The sequence below is a fragment of the Micromonospora sp. RL09-050-HVF-A genome (assembly GCF_019374995.1).
GTDB classification, from domain to species: Bacteria; Actinomycetota; Actinomycetes; order Mycobacteriales; family Micromonosporaceae; genus Micromonospora; species Micromonospora antibiotica.
Genome location: NZ_JAGKQP010000002.1, coordinates 5,155,746 through 5,173,105, shown reverse-complemented (window position 1 = coordinate 5,173,105; position 17,360 = coordinate 5,155,746). Strand labels below are relative to the sequence as shown.

The following is a 17,360-nucleotide window of genomic DNA, read 5'->3' as shown; positions in this document are numbered from 1 at the left end:
GCGTGCCATTGGGCTAGGGTGGCCTCCTCCTGCCGTCTGCGCTCGGCCGCGGCTTCCTCCTGCCGCCGCCGGTGTTCGGCCGCGGCCTTCTCCCGCGCGGCTTCGGCTGCCCGCCGTTGCTGCTCGTCGGCCGTGCGCCAGCCTCGAACCCTTGGATGATCTGCGCGACGCGCTGTTCCAGACGTACGCGTGGGGTGTCGGTCCAGGTGTCCCGGTTGTCGTGTCCGGCCCGGGCGATCTCCAAGCGGAGCCTGCCGGAGTCGACGACGTCGAACTCCGCGGGTTTCATCCACGGACGCAGGCGCAGCACCTTCAGCTCCTCGGCGGTGGGTTCGTGCGGGACCTGGTCGCGTTCCTCGGTCAGGGTGACCGTGCGTCGGACCTGCCCGGACTGGAGGAACACCCGCGGGTGTTTCGCCTTGGTGTTGACCCCGAGCCGGTGCCCACGCCGGGGTGCCTCGCCGGCGAGCTGCCGGATCAGCAGCAACGCCCGGGGCAGTAGGTCTGAGCTGACGGCAAGGTTGGTCGGATCGGCTTCGAGAGCGCTGAACGCCAGATGCGGGTCGGTGGTGACACGTCGGGTGTTGAGCCGGATCCGGTTCCAGTCGGTCTCGTCCGGGCCCGCGTCGGTGTAGAGGCGGATGACGATGTCCCCGGCGTCGCGGCCAGTGTGACGCAGATGGTGCCCCGATGGCACAAGTCCCTGCTGCTTGAACGCGTGAATGATCCGGCGGTACCGGGCCCGCGTTCCACTGTCGGGACTCTCGATACGGACCATGCCGCCCTCTTGCTGCAGGCGGTCGAGCAGTTCGCAAGCCGATCGCAGCAGTTCCGCCGACGAAGCACCGCCGGCGTTGCCGCCGGGTGCCGGCGTCTCAGGCCGCGGGAGGGAAGCACGGTGGTCGGGATGATCGGAATGGTGGCCATGCTCAAGGTAGAAGCGACCGGCATCGGTCGAGCACGCCCTCCACACCCCTGCCTTGCGTGTCACCGTCACCAGGTTCCGGTCCTGAAGCGCACGCGCCGACCGCCGGTACACAACGCCGTCCGGGCCGCTGAGGTCATCACCGCCGTGGATCCGGCGAAGCAGGTCGAGCTGCCGCTCATTGAGCGAGTCCCATCGCTGCACCACCCGACAGTAAGGGGCACGGCGTACTCGATGGCGCGGAACACGGCTGTAAGTGGCATCCCCGTCCGACGAACGACCGAACTGGCGCACCCGGCTGAAAACTGAGCCTGACGGGCGGATTCTGGTGGGACGTGGGCTCCGCACGGACAAGGAGTATTTCATCCTGGGCCGGCGGCTCGTTTCGACGCGGTTCAGCACGAGGACGGCTCGGATGATGGCGATGGCTTGGCGTGGGCAGCAGCCCACCTTGACCAGGATCTTCCAGGTCTTGAGCTTCAGGTGACGAGGAGCGGCCCCGGTCGTATCTGCTGCGCAGGGCCGCCGCCAGGTGCGGATCACCGCCGTAGGCCTCGCCGCCGGCAATCCACCGACACGGCAGCCCACCTGGGAGGGCAATGTCGATTAGCGTCGCGCCGACTGTGGTCTCGTAACAAAGCCGATGCTATCGGGCCAAGCATGTCCCTGAGCCGCGCCATAAGCGACCCACTGCAACAGTCCAACAAGACACTACTTGCTCACCCAACTCCCCGTAAGCAACCTTTCACCCTTAGTGGCGAACCTGTCCACGACCAAGAACGCCTTGCCCAGCTCATTGAGCGTTAATTCAAGTCGACAGAAGCCGACCTCCCCACCACCGTTGCGGTACGGCCGGATACGTTCTGTATCCCGCTCGACGTCCCGAGGGAACTCGTTCAGCACGTGGCGCGGCTTCTGCGCGCCGAACGTCGGGCGGTGGGCACTCGCCGCCGCGCCAGGGCGTTGACGTGCTTCTACCAGGCGCTTCTGGTGCTGGTGTGGTTCCGCAAGGGCGAGGACAAGACCACCCTCGGGGCCGGGTGCGGGGTGTCGCGTGCCACCGCATACCGGTACGTCGCCGAGGCCGTGAGGGTCTTGGCCGCGCAGACTCCCACCCTGCACGACGCGTTGCGTCGGGTCGCCGCTGACGGCTGGTCGCACGTGATCCTCGACGGGAAGCTGTTCGACACCGACCGGCTGGCCGAGACCACCGTGAGCGTGAAGGGCGACACCATCGACGCCTGGCACTCGGGAAAGCACCGCGACTTCGGCGCGAACATTCAGGCGGTGATGCGCCCCGACGGCCTACCGATCTGGACCTCGGAGGCGATGCTAGGGCACCTGCACGACCTCACCTGCGCCGAGACGTTGGACATCACCGGCGCCCTGTACTGGGCAGCCTCCGACCTGCGCCTACCCACACAGACCGACTCCGGCTACGAAGGCGCTGGCCAGGGCATCCATACCCCGTACAAGCAACCCGCCGACGGCCGTCGCCTCGCGGTCGACAACCGCACCTACAACGCCCTCCTTCGATCAATACGGTGCTCCGGAGAACGCGGCTTCGCAATCCTGACCGGCCGCTGGCGCACCCCACGCCACAACACCAGCAGCCCCACCCAAATGGGAGCAACCGTCCGCGCCGCACTCCACCTCACACACTTCGAGTATCGCTACCTACCCGAATCTTGTGAGATCACCTCAATACCTGGACGAGCGGGCTTCACCCTGCTTCGCCACCGCATCCTCCTCAGATAGCAGCACCCTCCGTCACCACCGAATGGGAGACAGAGCCGCTAACTTGACACTCCCCGTCGATGTCATCAGAAAACCTGCAGATCCGAGGGTTCTCGGTGGCAACGCCGATAGGTCCTCGAACGCACCCTTGGCTGGCTAATGCTCCACCGCCACCTGGCCCGCGACCACGAAGCCCTACCGGAACCAGCACGATTCGAATTGCGATGATGACAACCTCAATACGGAGAACTTGCCCTTTCCCACCACACTTCCATGGACCGATCCTACCGACGGATCCTCCGCGCTACGGTAAGAGTAATCAGCGGCACCACGGTTGGCACCGCGATCCACACCGGCCACGGATGAATTCCACCACCCGCCGCGACTGTCCACATTGCCCAGAGTGCGAAGTTAAGAGAAACCACGCCGGCCCAAATGGTCCAGAGCATCGCAAGCGCTCGCTGCTTATGGCCTTCACGCAGACTTTGGGGTGGCTGTAAATCGGCGAGAAGCGGATGAAGTTCACCCTTAGTTTTAGCTACGGCAAGCGCCTGCAGGCGCGCGTCGTACTCCCACAGGTCCAGCTGCCCCTCGTGGACTGCGGCCGCGAGCCGAGTTGATGCGATCTCGCGCTCTCGATCAGTTAGCCGCCAACGATCGATTGTGCCGACAGGCTCCACGTTGGGCACTATGCGTTCAGTCACTTCTGCCTACCTCCCGTGCAGAGGGGTACTCGTCTCCGCCTCAACGTGACGACTGTCCGGGGCCTACGGCGGTCTAGGACCCCAAGCTCAAACAATTCTACAACAGCGGCTCCCATATCATGGTCTTAGATGCTGCCTCTACCACTATCGGAAGGTAACTGTTCAGGTCGCTTGAGTTCGGTGTGAGCCTCCGGGTTCTGGGCGTGACGTCCACTAAAGGATGATCTTGGTGCAGTGCCTGGCCGGGATGGTGAGTGCCCTTCCTACGACGAACTCGCCGCTGTAGTTGTCGGGCTGACAGCGCGTCTCGACGAGTTGTCCGTGCGGGTTAGCGGTCTGGAGGCGGATAACGCCCGGCTGCAGCAGGAGAACGCGGTCCTGCGTGCCGAGAACAGCGAGTTGCGGCGCCGGTTGGGTTGAACTCGACGAACTCCAGCAAGCCGCCGTCGTCGGATTGGCTGGCCAAGCCGCCGCCGACGTCGATGCGTAGGCGTAGCGGCCGCAAGCCCGGCAAGCAGCCGGGAACCTCGGGTACGACGCTGTCGCAGGTGGCGGTGCCGGAGGTCCCGCATTTCCCACATCCCGGTGTTCCAACCACACCCGCAGGGACTTCGACTGCCCGTATGCCTCGTCCATCGTCACCCACCCCACCGGCACCCCCGCGTCCAGGGCACGGGCGAGCATGGTGCGGGCCATCTGCACCTTCGTGGCGAACCCCACCTCGTCAGGGATCCCGGCGGCCCGGCACCGGTCCCGGTCATCGGTCCACGACGCAGGCAGGTACAACTGCCGGTCGATCAACGCGTGACCCTTCGCCGAGCGGTAGGCCTGGAATACCCTGACCTGGCAGTTCTCCGTCTGACCAGCCGTGCCGGAGTACTGACGCTGCACCCCCGCCGACCGGACGCCTTTCTTCAGGAACCCGGTGTCATCGACGATCAACACCCCGGCCGGGTCACCGAGATACTCGACCACGTAGTCACGCACGTCGTCCCGGACAGCGTCGACGTCCCAGTCCGCCCACCGCAACAAACCGCTGCATCCCGTCCGGCGACACATCCCCGGCCTGCTCCGCCAAGGTCCAGCCGTTCTTGCGGCCCAGACCCGACACCAACCCGCATAGGTACTGCCGCGCCCGCCAACGCGGCTCCGCCCGGCGAAACCGAGGCCCGATCCGGACATGCAGCCGGTCCAACTCCCCACGCCAACGATCAACATCAACGTCCGTCACAGGCAGACCAACGAACCCGACCCGAAGACGATTCGCCTACTGCCGTTGCAGTACTAAGACCCGGGTCAGCGGCGGCTTCCGCACACTCAAAGGCACCCAGACGTTCCTGGCCATCCGCAGCTACATCTCGACCATCCGCAAGAACGGCCTCCGGGCAGCCACCGAACTACGCAACGCACTCACCGGCAATCCCTGGACGCCCACGACCGTCGCGTGACCTGAACAGTCACATCGGAAGCGCTCAGATGCGTTGCGTCGCGGAGGTCTGGATCTCACGGCCCTGTCTCACATTCTGCAGGTCGCTCCCGTTGAGGGCCATTGCGCAATCGGTGATCTTGCGACCACGGACTCCGCCGGACGGTGATACACAACGTCCCAGGCGAACACGAGGCGGCGCGGAGTCGGACTCAAATTGGAGGGGCGGACCGCGAAGCGGGGCTGACCACTTCACCCGACTTGGCTCACGGTGTGCTGATTTGGGTGCCCGTGAGGCTGTGAGCTGGGATGTTGTGGCGCGAGGCACGCACTAAACGGGCCTGGTTCTATCGTGGTCGGTCGTGGCGTACGTGCGGACGGTGAAGACGGCTTCCGGGGCGCGGGCGGTGCAGATCGTGCACTCGCAGCGGCGGGGGATCGCGGGATATCGAGCACATCGGGTCCGCGCACACCGACGCGGACCTGGAACTGCTCAAGGCGGTGGCGCGGCAGCGGATGGCCGCGGGGCAGGCCGAGTTGGACCTGCGGCTGCCGGACCGTCCGGCAGCCGGGGGTGCTGCGTTGCCGATCACCTCCACGCGGGCCGGGCACCTGTTGGACGCGTTGGTTCACGGGTATCAGGTTCTGGGGTTCGCCGCGGCTGCCGAGTCCGACGAGGTGTTCAAGGCGTTGGTGCTGGCCAGGATCATCGAGCCGACCAGCAAGCTTGATTCGCTGCGGGTATTGGACGAGGCCGGGGCGTGGGCGCCGTCGTACGCGACGGTCAAACGGCGTCTGCGGGTGTACGCCACGGGAGGTAGACCTTCCGACGGCGGCGTGGGCGTCGACGACGCCGCTCCGGCGGTTGATCCGGCCGGTGGTCCGTGGCGTGCCCGACTGGCGCGTGCCTGCGCCGCGCATGTGCGCTTGGGCCCGTCGACGTTGCTGCTCTACGACGTCACCACGTTGTACTTCGAAACCGACGAGGGTGACGGGTTCCGTGAGCCGGGCTTCTCGAAAGAGCGCCGTCTGGAGCCGCAGATCACCGTCGGGTTGCTGACCGACGGGGCGGGGTTCCCGTTGATGGTGCACGCGTTCGAGGGCAACCGGGCCGAGACGACCACCATGATGCCGGTGCTGCGGGCGTTCCTGGACGCGCACCGGTTGTCCGATGTCACGGTCGTGGCTGACGCGGGGATGGTGTCGGAGGCGAACAAACGCGCGATCGAAGCCGCCGGGTTGTCGTTCATCCTCGGCGCCCGCGTCCCCGACGTGCCCTACGTCGTCGCCGCCTGGCGCGACGCCCACCCCGACACCGACATCCCCGACGGGCACGTGTTCGTCCAGCCCTGGCCGGCCGGAACCGGCGACAAACGCCGCGATCACACGATCTTCTACCAGTACCGGGCCGACCGGGCCCGCCGCACCCTACGAGGAATCGACACCCAGGTCGGCAAGGCCGAGAACGCCGTCGCCGGCAAGACACCGGTCAAACGGAACAGATACGTGCGCCTGACCGGCGCGACCAAGAGCGTCAACCGGACCCTGGAGACCAAGAACCGTGCCCTGGCCGGGATCAAGGGCTACGTCACCAACCTGGCGAACCCCGACCCGGAGCAGGTGATCAGCGCCTACAGCCGGCTCCTGCAGGTCGAGAAGTCCTTCCGGATGTCCAAGACCGACCTGGCCGCCCGACCGATCTACCACCACACCCGCGAATCGATCGAAGCGCATCTGACCATCGTGTTCGCCGCCCTGGCCGTGGCCCGATGGATCGAGAACACCACCGGCTGGAGCATCAAACGCTTCGTCACCACCGCCCGCCGCTACCGCACCATCCAGATCCAGGCCGGCGGCCACACCATTACCGCCGCCGACCCCGTCCCCGCCGACCTCCAGACCGCCCTCGATGCGATCCACGGCACGCACTAAATGAGCCAAGTCGGGTTGTAGTCGTAGCCGCGGTCGGCGTAGAGCCGCTCCGGCCTTTGCCGCGTGCTTGGCGTTGAAGCGAGTAGAGCAGTTCAGCTTCCCCTCGTCAGCCGGCACCGCCGAGCACCTGGGTTCGCAGCGACACCGCCTTCGCGGTGACGGCTTCCCGGTTCTCGCCGAAGACGATCCAGCCGAACGAGCCTTCCTTGATGGCGGGCTGTGGCCGGATCGCCCGACCGCACCCCGGGATCCGCGCGCCCTACGGGCAACCGGATCCCGGGCACGATCCGATCCACCGTACCCATCGACCAACACCGTCCGCTTAGCTCCATGCCCCGCCGCCGGGCGTGTTCTGGCGAACACCTCCGCCGCTGCCTCTCGGCAATACGACCGGAGCGCCAGTCAAGATCGAAGACAGAGGCAGGCACCCTCGCGATGGTAACGAATTGGTCACGCATGGGCTCAGAAGCGATTGCCAGGTGACATTGAGCGGGAGTCACCCATAGACGTTTACCCAGCTCAGCGACATCGAGAACAAAGATCATTTCGCTGGAAGTTCCTGGGTGGCGCGGCGATCCAAAGTTCGGCACGATTCACCGCATGACGTCGAAGAAACGTAGGGATTTCCGCAGATCGACAACTGCTCCCGACCCAGAGAAGTGGGTGAGATACGTAAGTACCATCCTGACAGAGCCCAGGATAGAGGAGAGCTCTGAAATATCACCCGATACTGCACTCGGAATGCGATGCGACTATGCAGAGTTTTGCGGAAACGCAAGCTTGATCCCTGTACCGCACGGATGGGGACTACTCCATTGCACTGTCCGAGACAAGCGCGGGCGCCGCGCTCGGGTGACTCTGGCAACCGAGGACCTGACCTATCACCGCGTATACATCCAGGCCGCTTTGTACACGGACCGCAGAGCCGACCTTGACCTCGCACTGGCTCGATACCCATATCTGCGATCGGGCTGGCCTGGCCCAGCCAGGCAGGGTGGAAGCTGGACTTTCGGCGAACCCAGCCCCTGGAGGCCAACCTACCGGCAAGCGTGTCCCGACATGCCCCACTTCAAAGGCCTGCCAGGGGTGCGAGTAGCAGCATCGGGAGAAGTCAGGGTTGCCTACGCCGTATTCGCAAAAAGTGCAGCCAGCGCAAGGTGGACCATGCTCGACGACGAGCCGATACAAACTCACTCGAAGATCGTACTGCCATCTTGTGGGGCTGAATTTCATGTTCCCGCTGGAACCGGAGTACTTCCGGGTTGGCCTCTCATGTCGACACCCAACTCCATGCTGGCGCTGAAATAAGCCTGCAACCCGGCCCATCCACTTCTCAACGGAGCAAGTAATCACGAAAGGACTGGCGTTGACTAACCCCGCCCTCCGCAGCCTCTGGCTGGCGATCGTCGCTCTGACCGCCGTCCTCGTCGGCGCCACCGCCGGCCTGCTCGCCTGGGCCGCTGGCCTCAACCCACCCACCGCCATCCTCACCGGCGGCAGCGCCTTCGCCGGCACCATTTTGCTCGTCCTCACCGTGCTGCGCTTCGCCACCGGCCAGGCGGAGTAGTTCACCTCGGTCGGCGAGTGCCCAGACACGCGGCGCCCCTCAAGGCCTCTTGCCCTGAGGGGAGGACCGACGGGTCGGGCCTATACCGAGAGCATTCGGACAAACGACATCCGCGTGGTCGTCCGACAACTGCGATTAGAGCCGGTTCGGAGGCAGGCGCGGCGATCGCGAATCGATCCTCAGCACCCGGAGTCTCTACGCGAGTTCGCATGGCACCACCTCTGCTGATCTTGGCTGTTTGGGCTGGTAGGGAGTCTTGTCGCGGATGCAGGCCCAGAGGACGTTGAGGCGTTGTCTGGAGAGGGCTGCGGTGGCTTGGCGGTGGGTCTTTCCTTCGGCCCTTCTCTTGTCGTAGTAGGCGCGGGAGCGTGGGCAGTGGGTCAGCGCGGTGAAGCTGGACATGCTGAACACCCGGCGTAGGCCGCGGTGGTAGCGGTGGGGCCGGACCTGGTGGCCCTGCCGTCGTCCGGAGTCGCGGGAGATCGGGGCGAGGCCGGCGTGCGCGGCGAGCGCCGCAGCGCTGGGGTAGGTGCTGAGGGTGCCGGCGTGGGCGAGGAACTCGGCGGCGAGGGTGGTGCCGATGCCGGGCAGGCTGGTGACGATCTCGCCCAGCTCGTGCTCGGCGACAACCGCGGCGATGGTTTCCTCGATGGCGGTGATGCGGTCGTTGACCACTTCCAAGTCGGTGGCCATCTGGCCCACGATCCCGGCTGCGGTGGCCTCTCCCGTGACGGCGACGGTCTGTGTCCGTGCGGCGGCGAGGGCCTTGGCGGTGAGTGCCTTGGCGGCCCGCACGCCGTGCTGGCGTAGGTAGGCCAGGATGCGGGCCTCGCCGGCGCGCCGCAGCCCTGCCGGGGTCTGCCACTGAACGAGGAGCCGGAGCGCACCCCGGCTGCGCAGGTTCAGCGACTTCTCCAGGGCGGGGCTGATCACGGTCAGGAGGTCCTGGAGGCGGGCAGTGATGCGGACCCGGTCGGCGACCAGGTCGAGGCGGCGGGAGACGAGCAGCTTCAGCTGCTGCTGCACCCCGTCGGCCACGGTGAGGGTCGGTAGGTCGCCGCGCATGCGCAGGGTCTGGGCGATGACGTAGGCGTCGTGCGCGTCGGTCTTGCGTTCCCCGTGGAACGCCTCGGCCATCCGCGAGGTGACCGTGCCGCTGACGTAGCGCACATCCGCGCCACGGTCGAACAGGACCGCCAACAGCAGTGACGCGGGTCCACCGCGTAGGTCGACGGCCCAGCGGATCGGCTTACGGCGCTCACCGAGCCGCCCGGCGATGCCGGAGATGGACTGCTGGTCGTTGGGGATCTTCTCGGACATCACCACGGTGCCGTCGTCGTCGATGACGCACACGTGGTGGTAGGTCTTGCCGACATCGACGCCGGCCCACAGGCTGCCCATCGGGCATCACCCTCTTCGGTTGTCGGGTCAGGGGGCGTGGACCCGCTGCGGTTCAGTAGCCACAACTTCGGAAAGGGCGATCGGTCGCAAGTCTCCATCCAGTGCTGATACAGCGTCATCAGCGAGGGCCGGGGCGTCCTACTCCAAGCTGGCCATGACATCGGCAGCACACACCCAGGCAGTCACCCGACCCTCCGGGTCCACCCCAGCAAACGACACAGCTCGATGTCCGGTTGCGGGTCCCGACGGACACTCGGAGTCCAAGCCGCCGCGGTCAGGGGCGTCGCGGCGGAACGCCGAGCTGTCCACGATCTTGCGCGCCTCGGTGGCGGTCACCGGGCGGCGAACCAAGCGTCAGGTGTCGAGGGCTGCGAGGTTGAGGCGTTCGAGCAGGCTGGGCTTGCGGGCGTGCACCACCCGTAGCTCGGCCAGCCGCTTCCGGAACGATGAGCTGTCCCCGTCGCGCTCGGCGAGGTCGCGCAGGTCGACGAGGAGTTGAACGGCGGTGTCGTATTCGCGGGGTTTCTTCGTGGTGATGAGTTCGTCGACCCGTTGCCAGGCGGCGGGTTGGTCGACTGCGAGGGTGTCGAGGTGTCGTTGCCGGGCTGCCGCAGCGGACCGTTCCCGACGAACCCGGTCGCGTTCACGCTGCTCGGCGTCCCGTCGTTCCCGCTCGGCGCGCAACTCTGCGGCGCTGGCGAGCAGTTCCCCGGCGGTGCGGGCGACTGCCGGGGTGGGCGTATCAGTGCGGTGTGCGTCGCGGTACCGGCGCAGCAGTCGGCTGCGCAGGTGGCTGTCGCTGCCAGTGATCAGGTCGGTCAGGATGGCGTCCTTGTCCCGGGCGGGCAGCCCGACGACCCAGGTACGCAGTTGCACGGCGGTCGGTTCCCCGGAGGCGGCTGGCGACGACCCGGCCGCCGCTGCCGCGATCAGGTCACGGTCGATGCGCAGGAACTCGGCTACGGCGGTGAGAGTCGCGTCAAGGGTGCCCATGCCGGCGGGTACGGGCGGTTCGGGCTCGTCGTCGGCGATGTCCTCGGACTGTACGCAGCGCAGCCAGGCCAGGTAGAGCAGTCGCAGGTCGCCGGCGGCGAGGTCGGCCCGGGCCGGGATGATCGAGGCGAGCAGACCGTGGCCGTCGAGGTCCCACTCGTCGGTGCCGTCCTCGTCCTCGTCATGCAGGTCGATGATGATGTGCTTGCCGGTGGTCCAGGCGGATGCGCTGTCGCCTTGGCAGTACTGGGCGACGGTGGCGGGGTCGAGTACGTGTTTCGGTAGCCGCAGCATGAGCTGGCGGGTGCCCCAGTTCGCCAGGTACAGGTGCGCGTCGAAGTACCGTTCCATCAGCTTGCGCGGGTCGCCCTTGAAGTTGCCCCACTCGTAGATGTTGACGAAGCTGGTGGCGGTGATGTCGGCGCGGGTCGACAGCGACCGCAGCTCGGCCCGCTCCCGGGCAGTGAGGGGCTGGTCGACGGTGGTGAACTCGTAGTACTGGTACTCGCTCACCGCGGCCTACCTTCCGGCCCAGTGCCGGTAGGCGTCGATCCACGCGGCGCCGTCGGGCGCGGGGGTGGGTAGCGGCAGGTCGAGGAGATCGATCCTCTGCCGGTGGCGGCCTCGGGCGCAGACCGCAGCGATGGTGTCCGCGGTCAGGTCGATCTTGCGCACGGTGACCTCGACGCCGAGGACGGTGGTGGTGAATGGCACCGCCAGGTGCTCCTCGAGCATGGTGAACAGGCCGGTGAGTTGCTCGTCGTCGCCGTACGCGTCGACCGTGGCTTCCTCGATCATCGCCTCCAGCGCGGCGTCGCCTTTCGATGCCATCGGCGGAGGATATCGGACCGGTGTCGGGGTGTTCGGAGCCCGATACGCGAGGATGGTCGGCGTGGGTTCGGTGGCCGGGTTCGCTGATCTTCACCGGGAGGTGGAGCGGTTACGGGTGGAGAACGCCCGGCTGGGACGTCTGCTGGATCTGCGCGGTCAGGACACGACTGCGGCGCCGGAGCAGTTGTCCGCGCCGGTTGAGCCGCCTGGACTGGTCACCATGGCTTCACCGACTCGGGACAAGCTGGCGTTGTTCGCCGACCGGTTTCGGGCCCGGGCCGACGTGTACGCCGTGCGGTGGGAGAGTGCCCGTACCGGCGCTGCCGGGTGGATGCCCGCGGTCGCCGGTGGCTGGCGTAAGGGGATGGACCGGCGGGGTGCCGCCTACCTGCCCCGGACGACGGAGGTCGTCGCGGCGCATCTGGTCGGCGACGTGTTCATGGGCCTGTACCCACTGATGCCCGGCAACACCTGCCACTTCGTCGTGGCCGACTTCGACGGGCCAACGGCGATGCTCGACGCCCTCGCCTACGTGAAAGCGGCACGAGCCAGCGCGGTGCCCGCCGCGATGGAGATCTCCCAGTCCGGCCGCGGCGCCCACGTGTGGATCTTCTTCACCGGTGCTGTTCCTGCGGCCACCGCGCGGGCCGTCGGCACGGTCCTGCTGCGTGAGGCGATGGTGCTGCGCGGGTCGATGGACCTGCGGTCGTACGACCGGCTGTTCCCCAACCAGGACGTCCTGCCCGAGGGCGGCTTCGGCAACCTCATCGCCGCACCGCTGCAGGGCCTCCGCCGCAAGGATGGACTGACCACCTTCCTCGACCTCGGCACGCTCGAGCCGTACGCCGACCAGTGGGCGTTCCTGTCAACGCTAGACCGGCTCAGCCCCGGCGACGCCGAACGGATCGCCCGGCAGGCCAAGCAGGCCACCACCGGTGCCGACGTCGCCACGATGAGCCGGTCCGCCGCGACCCAGGTCCACCCACCGCTCCCTTCGGTGGTCCACGCGGAAGTCGGTGCCGGGCTGAGCATCGACGCCAGGCAGCTCACCCCCGCCGCACTGGCGACGTTCAAGCACGCCGCTGCCATGGTCAACCCGAAGTTCTACGAGTTGCAGCGACTGCGCAAGTCCACCTGGGACACCCCACGCTTCATCCAGGGCTACGACCTCACCCTCGATGATCACCTGGTCCTCCCGCGGGGCGTGCGGCACACCATCGCCACGATCGTCGAGCGCGCCGGATCCCGGCTGGCCGTCACGGACGCACGGAACTCCGGGAGCGAGATCGACACCGCGTTCACCGCCGAACTCACCAGCAGGCAGGCCAACGCGGTCGGCGCGCTTCTCGCCCACGACGACGGGATCCTGGTTGCCCCACCGGGCTCCGGCAAGACCGTCATAGCCTGCGCCGTGATCGCCGAACGCAACACCTCCACCCTCGTCCTCGTCGACCGCAAAGCCCTCGCCGACCAATGGCGCACCCGCGTCGAGCAGTTCCTCGGCATCAAGCCCGGTCAACTCGGCGGCGGCCGACGCAAACTCACCGGCACGGTAGACATCGCACTGCTGCCCTCCCTGGCCCGGCGCGACGACGTCGCCACCCTGACCCAGGGGTACGGGCACGTCATCGTCGACGAATGCCACCACCTCGGCGCCGCCGCGTACGAGCACTCGGTCAAACGGATCGCCGCGCAGTTCTGGCTCGGCCTCACCGCCACCCCCACCCGACGCGACGGCCTCGGCCAACTCGCCACCTGGCAACTCGGGCCCGTCCGCCACACCCTGACCGACGAAGAACAAGGCACCCTCGCCGCAGCGATACACGCCGACGCCGGACCCCGTCGAGCGCTGTTCATCCACGAGACCAACTTCCAGCCCGGCGACATCGACCTTGACGCCCCCGGCGCGCTCGCCGAGGTGCACCGAAGACTCGCCGTCGACGAGCCCCGCAACACCCAGATCGCCGATGACGTCGCCGCAGCCCTGGCCCGTGGCCGAAACTGTCTCGTCCTGACCCGGCGGGTCGCCCAGGTTGAGACACTCGCCGCCCTGCTCGCCGCACGCGGACACCAAGCGCTCGTCCTCCAAGGCGCGATGAGCACCAGTGATCGGCGAAGCGTCGTTGACCGGCTCGACGGCGCGAAAGCCGGCGACGGGCTGCTGGTCATCGGCACCACACCGTTCATCGGTGAAGGCTTCGACGCCCCCGCCCTCGACACCCTTTTCCTCGCCGGCCCGATCTCCTACGACGGCCTACTCGTCCAGTGCGCCGGCCGTGTCATCCGCGCCGCGCCCGGCAAGGACCTCGCCGAGGTTCACGACTACCACGAACCGGCCACCCCCATCCTCGCCGCCTCACTCCCACGCCGCATGCCCGGATACCGGGCACTCGGTTTCACCCGCACATGAGTGCATCCGATCATGATCACCTTGGCTGGTCCCGCCGGTCACCGAGATACGGAGAAGGCCAAGCGCGCTGGGCCTAGCGTAGTAGGCTGACTGCATGGGTCGGTTCTCCGAGGATGAGCTGCATGCGGTTGTCTCCCGGTACGAGGCGACGCGGGCGCAGGCATTGACCGAACGGGACGAGCAGCTACGGGCGTTCCACGCGGCCGGCTGGCGGCCGGTCGACCTGCAGCGGGTCACCGGGTACAGCCGGGAGACGATCCGTCAGGCACTCCGACCGGAAGTCCGGCGGGCGACCAACATCAGCCGGCGCCGGACACCACCTCAGCCGCCGGCGGACTACCGACCCTACGGTGACCGGAAGCCCTACGTGGTGGCCGAAAGCCTCGCCGAATTGCGCGGCCCGACCGAAGGCACGGTGACGCTTCCGCGTCACCTCGACTGGTCCGGGCATGCCGAGTACGACCTTGACGGGCCCGCACGCCTGGCCAGTATGTACAAGGTGGTACTCACCGAAGCCAGCACCGTCGAGGACCTGAACACCTGGCTCGACGCCGACCTCCTCCGACGGCTCTGGCCCATCCTCTGGCTGCCACCCCAACTCCGCCAGCGCTGGGAGGGCACCTTCCCCGAGCTCGTCGCGACCGGCAGTAATGCGACGTAGTCGCGGATCTCTTCCACGGCCGCCCCGCTGACGGGGCCCGCAGATCGAACACCAGATGACCGCATAACGAACGCACACTATCCCGCAAATCGAAATCCAGGGTCCCGCAGATCGAAAGTTTGGCCGTTAAGATGACGCCGTGCCCACACCGCAGCTGATCCCCCGCCGCGCCGCCGCGCAGGTCAATGCCGCCTTGGCAGACACCCGCGTCGTCTTGATCAACGGAGCACGGCAAGCAGGCAAAAGCACCCTGGTCCGCCTCGTTGCCGGCGATCGCCTGGCCGAGCGCCGCGATCTTGATCGGGCCCAGGACCGGGCGGCGGCGATCGCCGACCCGGTCGGATTCGTGGACTCCGCCGAACTCCTGGTCATCGACGAGATTCAGCGCGCTCCGGAACTCCTGTTGGCCATCAAGGCAGCAGTCGACGAGGACCCCCGTCCGGGCCGGTATCTGCTCACCGGCTCGTCACGGTTGTTCGGCATGGTTGCCGCCCCGGACGCATTACCCGGCCGGATGGAGACCGTCGAACTCTGGCCGTTTTCCCAAGGCGAACTCGACGCAGCGCCGGACGGATTCATCGACGCCGTCTTCACGCTCGGTCCGGACCTGCGACACGAGTCGGACGTCACCCGTGCCGACTACGCGGCCAGGATAGTGCGCGGCGGCCTACCCGAGGCCACCACCCGTACCGACCCGCGCCGCCGCCAACGGTTCCTCGACGCCTACGTCCAGGCGCTCATCGACCGCGACGTCCGCCAGCTGTCCGACATCCAGCACAAGGGCGAGCTACGCAAGCTGGTACGCCTCCTCGCGGCCAGATCCGCGTCAATCATCGCCGCGAACTCCCTCGAGTCCGCCCTCTCACTCAGCCGGCCGACGATCGCCCGCTACCTCCAGGCCCTGGAAGAGATCTTCCTGATCAAACGGATCCCGGGCTGGTCCCGCAACCTGGGCACCCGCGCCACCGCCGCGCCCAAACTGATCTTCGTCGACTCGGGCATCGCCGCCAACGAGATCGCGACCGACGCCCGGGCACTGCTCCGGCCGGGCGCACCGTTCGGCCCGTTACTCGAGTCATTCGTCCTGTCCGAGCTGTCCCGGCAGCTCACCTGGTCCGAGCAGCCCGTCGACCTGTCCCACTACCGCGACCAGAGCAGGTACGAAGTCGACGCGGTGCTCGAGAACCGAGCTGGGCAGGTGGTCGGGATCGAGGTCAAAGCAGCCACCACCGTCGGACCCGACGACTTCCGCGGGCTACGCCGACTCGCCGACCGCCTCGGCAATGACTTCATCGCCGGCATCGTCCTTCACACCGGAACCGCCACACTGCCGTTCGGCGACAAACTCCGCGCCATGCCGGTCAGTACCCTGTGGCAGGTTCCCGCCCCGGCAGCAGACTGACCTCGCCCGCAGGTCACTCCTCAACCGGTCAGGGCCATCGAGGACTGAAGGGTTTCGAGGACCGAAAGGGCGCGGCCCTGCTGATCTTCAGTAAGCGATCCCAGCAGCGCCCCGCAGCGACCGGCACACGAGGCCAAGAAGTAAGAAGCCGCAGGTCATCGGCCTGCGAACACCGGCGGAGGCCATTCTTAGGAAACCGATGCTCCATCCCCCTGAGTTACGAGGGCGTGAGCGCCGAGTCTAGCGACCCCGCAGGTTCACCTGGGATGTCAGAGAGTAACCCACGTTCCTCGGATCGCCGTTGTCCCAGCCCAGGAGCGCACTCAAACGCCATCGATCGATGCGCAGGCACTCCCCACAGCGTGGCAGGGGGTCAGCTTCGGCCTGTTCGCGCCGACCCTCGACTACAGCGGCAGCGCATGGGATCGGGACGTCCTCGACCCGCGGGTTGCTACCCACCCGTCGATCCTGACGGCATTGCGGCAGGTCGGCGAGCCGCAGATGGCCGCCGTCGCGCTGGCGCACGAGGACCTGTGGACGTTGTACGCGGTGAGCAGGGTGATGGAATTACTGATCCTGCCCAGCCAGCCCCACGCCACCGATCCCGACGATCCCACGGACTGGCTCCCGTCCTCGGCGTACCAATAGTTCGTCGCGGCGATCGGCGGCACGTTCCCAGCGGGGGAAGGGTTCCATCCGTTCCTGCACGAGATCGTCGAGGTCGAGCCGGCGGACGATCCGCAGTTGCCGCCGGTGCTGGCCGGGCAGTGGTGGCCGGGGTGCCTGCTCGGGTCGCTGCTGCTCATGCGGGGCGGCGTGAGCGTCCGCGCCGGTGCCCGCCACCTGGATCCCGTACTCGCCGCTAACTCGACGTTGTACTGGGCGTGGCGGCGGCGGTACCGGCAGGCGGCCGACCTGTCGCACGGCTGGGGCGGCGACTCACAGTGGCGCACCGGATTCCGTCGTGACCACCGACTGGCCGACCGGCTCGTCTACAACACGGACGTGGCGCTGGACCCGACACCTCCCCATCCCGGCGGCCAAGATCCGAGCACGGACGTGGACCTCCTGCGTTACCGATGCAGCACCCTGACCGACCACGACGACGACCAGTGGGTGTGGGACAGCCACCACGTCGAACCGACAGCACCCACCGCCACACCGCCTGAGTAGGCGACGCACCCGAGCCAGGGTGAGAACGCGTCGACCCGTTCGACGGTGTCCGGCAGGGACAACACGATCACCCCGTGCGCCTCCAGCAGCCGTACCGGGTGCGACACCGGCCGCCGTCGAGCCCGAGCTCCCGGCGTGCCGCCGCCGCGACCGCGCGGACGCCCTCGGCCCGCGCCGGTTCCGGCGGGTCGAGCTGCG

At 67.3% G+C, this 17,360-nt stretch carries 12 protein-coding genes and 3 pseudogenes; 9 read left to right on the top strand and 6 right to left on the bottom strand.

What is annotated here, in order from left to right:
- Window positions 1-13 precede the first annotated feature (13 nt).
- Window positions 14-1,129 carry a hypothetical protein gene (locus J7462_RS22970; RefSeq protein WP_219466411.1) on the bottom strand — a complete coding sequence of 372 codons (1,116 nt, stop codon included), beginning with the start codon at window positions 1,127-1,129 and terminating at the stop codon, window positions 14-16.
- A gap of 699 nt (window positions 1,130-1,828) precedes the next feature.
- Here J7462_RS22970 and J7462_RS22965 point away from each other — a divergent pair.
- Window positions 1,829-2,683: a transposase family protein gene (locus tag J7462_RS22965; RefSeq protein ID WP_308290997.1), complete on the top strand. Its 855-nt coding sequence runs from the start codon at window positions 1,829-1,831 to the stop codon at window positions 2,681-2,683.
- Between the two features lie 263 nt (window positions 2,684-2,946).
- Here J7462_RS22965 and J7462_RS22960 read toward each other — a convergent pair whose 3' ends face one another.
- Complete coding sequence (locus tag J7462_RS22960) at window positions 2,947-3,342, bottom strand: DUF1707 domain-containing protein (protein WP_219466410.1); 396 nt, start codon at window positions 3,340-3,342, stop codon at window positions 2,947-2,949.
- A gap of 440 nt (window positions 3,343-3,782) precedes the next feature.
- Here J7462_RS22960 and J7462_RS33725 point away from each other — a divergent pair.
- Window positions 3,783-3,845 (top strand): annotated as a pseudogene (locus J7462_RS33725) (hypothetical protein); the annotation flags it as partial.
- A 97-nt stretch (window positions 3,846-3,942) separates the two neighbouring features.
- Here the strand turns inward: J7462_RS33725 and J7462_RS22950 are convergent.
- Window positions 3,943-4,597 (bottom strand): annotated as a pseudogene (locus J7462_RS22950) (IS701 family transposase); the annotation flags it as partial.
- 602 nt (window positions 4,598-5,199) lie between these two features.
- Between J7462_RS22950 and J7462_RS22945 the strand changes: the two are divergent.
- Both J7462_RS22945 and J7462_RS22940 read left to right on the top strand, forming a co-directional pair.
- Window positions 5,200-6,724: pseudogene (locus J7462_RS22945) on the top strand (IS1634 family transposase).
- Between the two features lie 1,366 nt (window positions 6,725-8,090).
- A complete protein-coding gene (locus tag J7462_RS22940) occupies window positions 8,091-8,291 on the top strand; it encodes a hypothetical protein (RefSeq protein WP_219466409.1) in 201 nt (66 codons plus the stop codon).
- Window positions 8,292-8,486: 195 nt separating this feature from the next.
- Here J7462_RS22940 and J7462_RS22935 read toward each other — a convergent pair whose 3' ends face one another.
- From J7462_RS22935 to J7462_RS22925, 3 genes are all read right to left on the bottom strand, one after another.
- Entirely contained in the window at window positions 8,487-9,692 is a 1,206-nt protein-coding gene (locus tag J7462_RS22935) for an IS110 family transposase (protein WP_219466408.1), read from the bottom strand.
- A 354-nt stretch (window positions 9,693-10,046) separates the two neighbouring features.
- Window positions 10,047-11,198, bottom strand: a complete 1,152-nt coding sequence (locus J7462_RS22930) for a hypothetical protein (protein ID WP_219466403.1) — start codon at window positions 11,196-11,198, stop codon at window positions 10,047-10,049.
- A gap of 6 nt (window positions 11,199-11,204) precedes the next feature.
- Window positions 11,205-11,516 carry a calcium-binding protein gene (locus J7462_RS22925; protein ID WP_219466401.1) on the bottom strand — a complete coding sequence of 104 codons (312 nt, stop codon included), beginning with the start codon at window positions 11,514-11,516 and terminating at the stop codon, window positions 11,205-11,207.
- A 61-nt stretch (window positions 11,517-11,577) separates the two neighbouring features.
- Between J7462_RS22925 and J7462_RS33410 the strand changes: the two genes are divergently transcribed.
- The 5 genes from J7462_RS33410 (at window position 11,578) to J7462_RS22900 (ending at window position 17,162) form a co-directional block, all read left to right on the top strand.
- Window positions 11,578-13,926 (top strand): DEAD/DEAH box helicase, encoded by a 2,349-nt coding sequence (locus J7462_RS33410; protein WP_219466397.1) that lies wholly within the window; start codon window positions 11,578-11,580, stop codon window positions 13,924-13,926.
- Between the two features lie 94 nt (window positions 13,927-14,020).
- The gene (locus J7462_RS22915) at window positions 14,021-14,587 is read left to right on the top strand and encodes a hypothetical protein (protein ID WP_219466394.1); all 567 of its coding nucleotides are present in this window, start codon (window positions 14,021-14,023) and stop codon (window positions 14,585-14,587) included.
- Between the two features lie 139 nt (window positions 14,588-14,726).
- A complete protein-coding gene (locus J7462_RS22910) occupies window positions 14,727-15,989 on the top strand; it encodes an ATP-binding protein (protein WP_219466391.1) in 1,263 nt (420 codons plus the stop codon).
- Between the two features lie 477 nt (window positions 15,990-16,466).
- Window positions 16,467-16,637 carry a hypothetical protein gene (locus tag J7462_RS22905; RefSeq protein ID WP_219466386.1) on the top strand — a complete coding sequence of 57 codons (171 nt, stop codon included), beginning with the start codon at window positions 16,467-16,469 and terminating at the stop codon, window positions 16,635-16,637.
- A gap of 96 nt (window positions 16,638-16,733) precedes the next feature.
- Window positions 16,734-17,162, top strand: coding sequence for a hypothetical protein (locus J7462_RS22900; protein WP_219466383.1), 429 nt, complete (start codon window positions 16,734-16,736; stop codon window positions 17,160-17,162).
- Window positions 17,163-17,360: the final 198 nt, after the last annotated feature.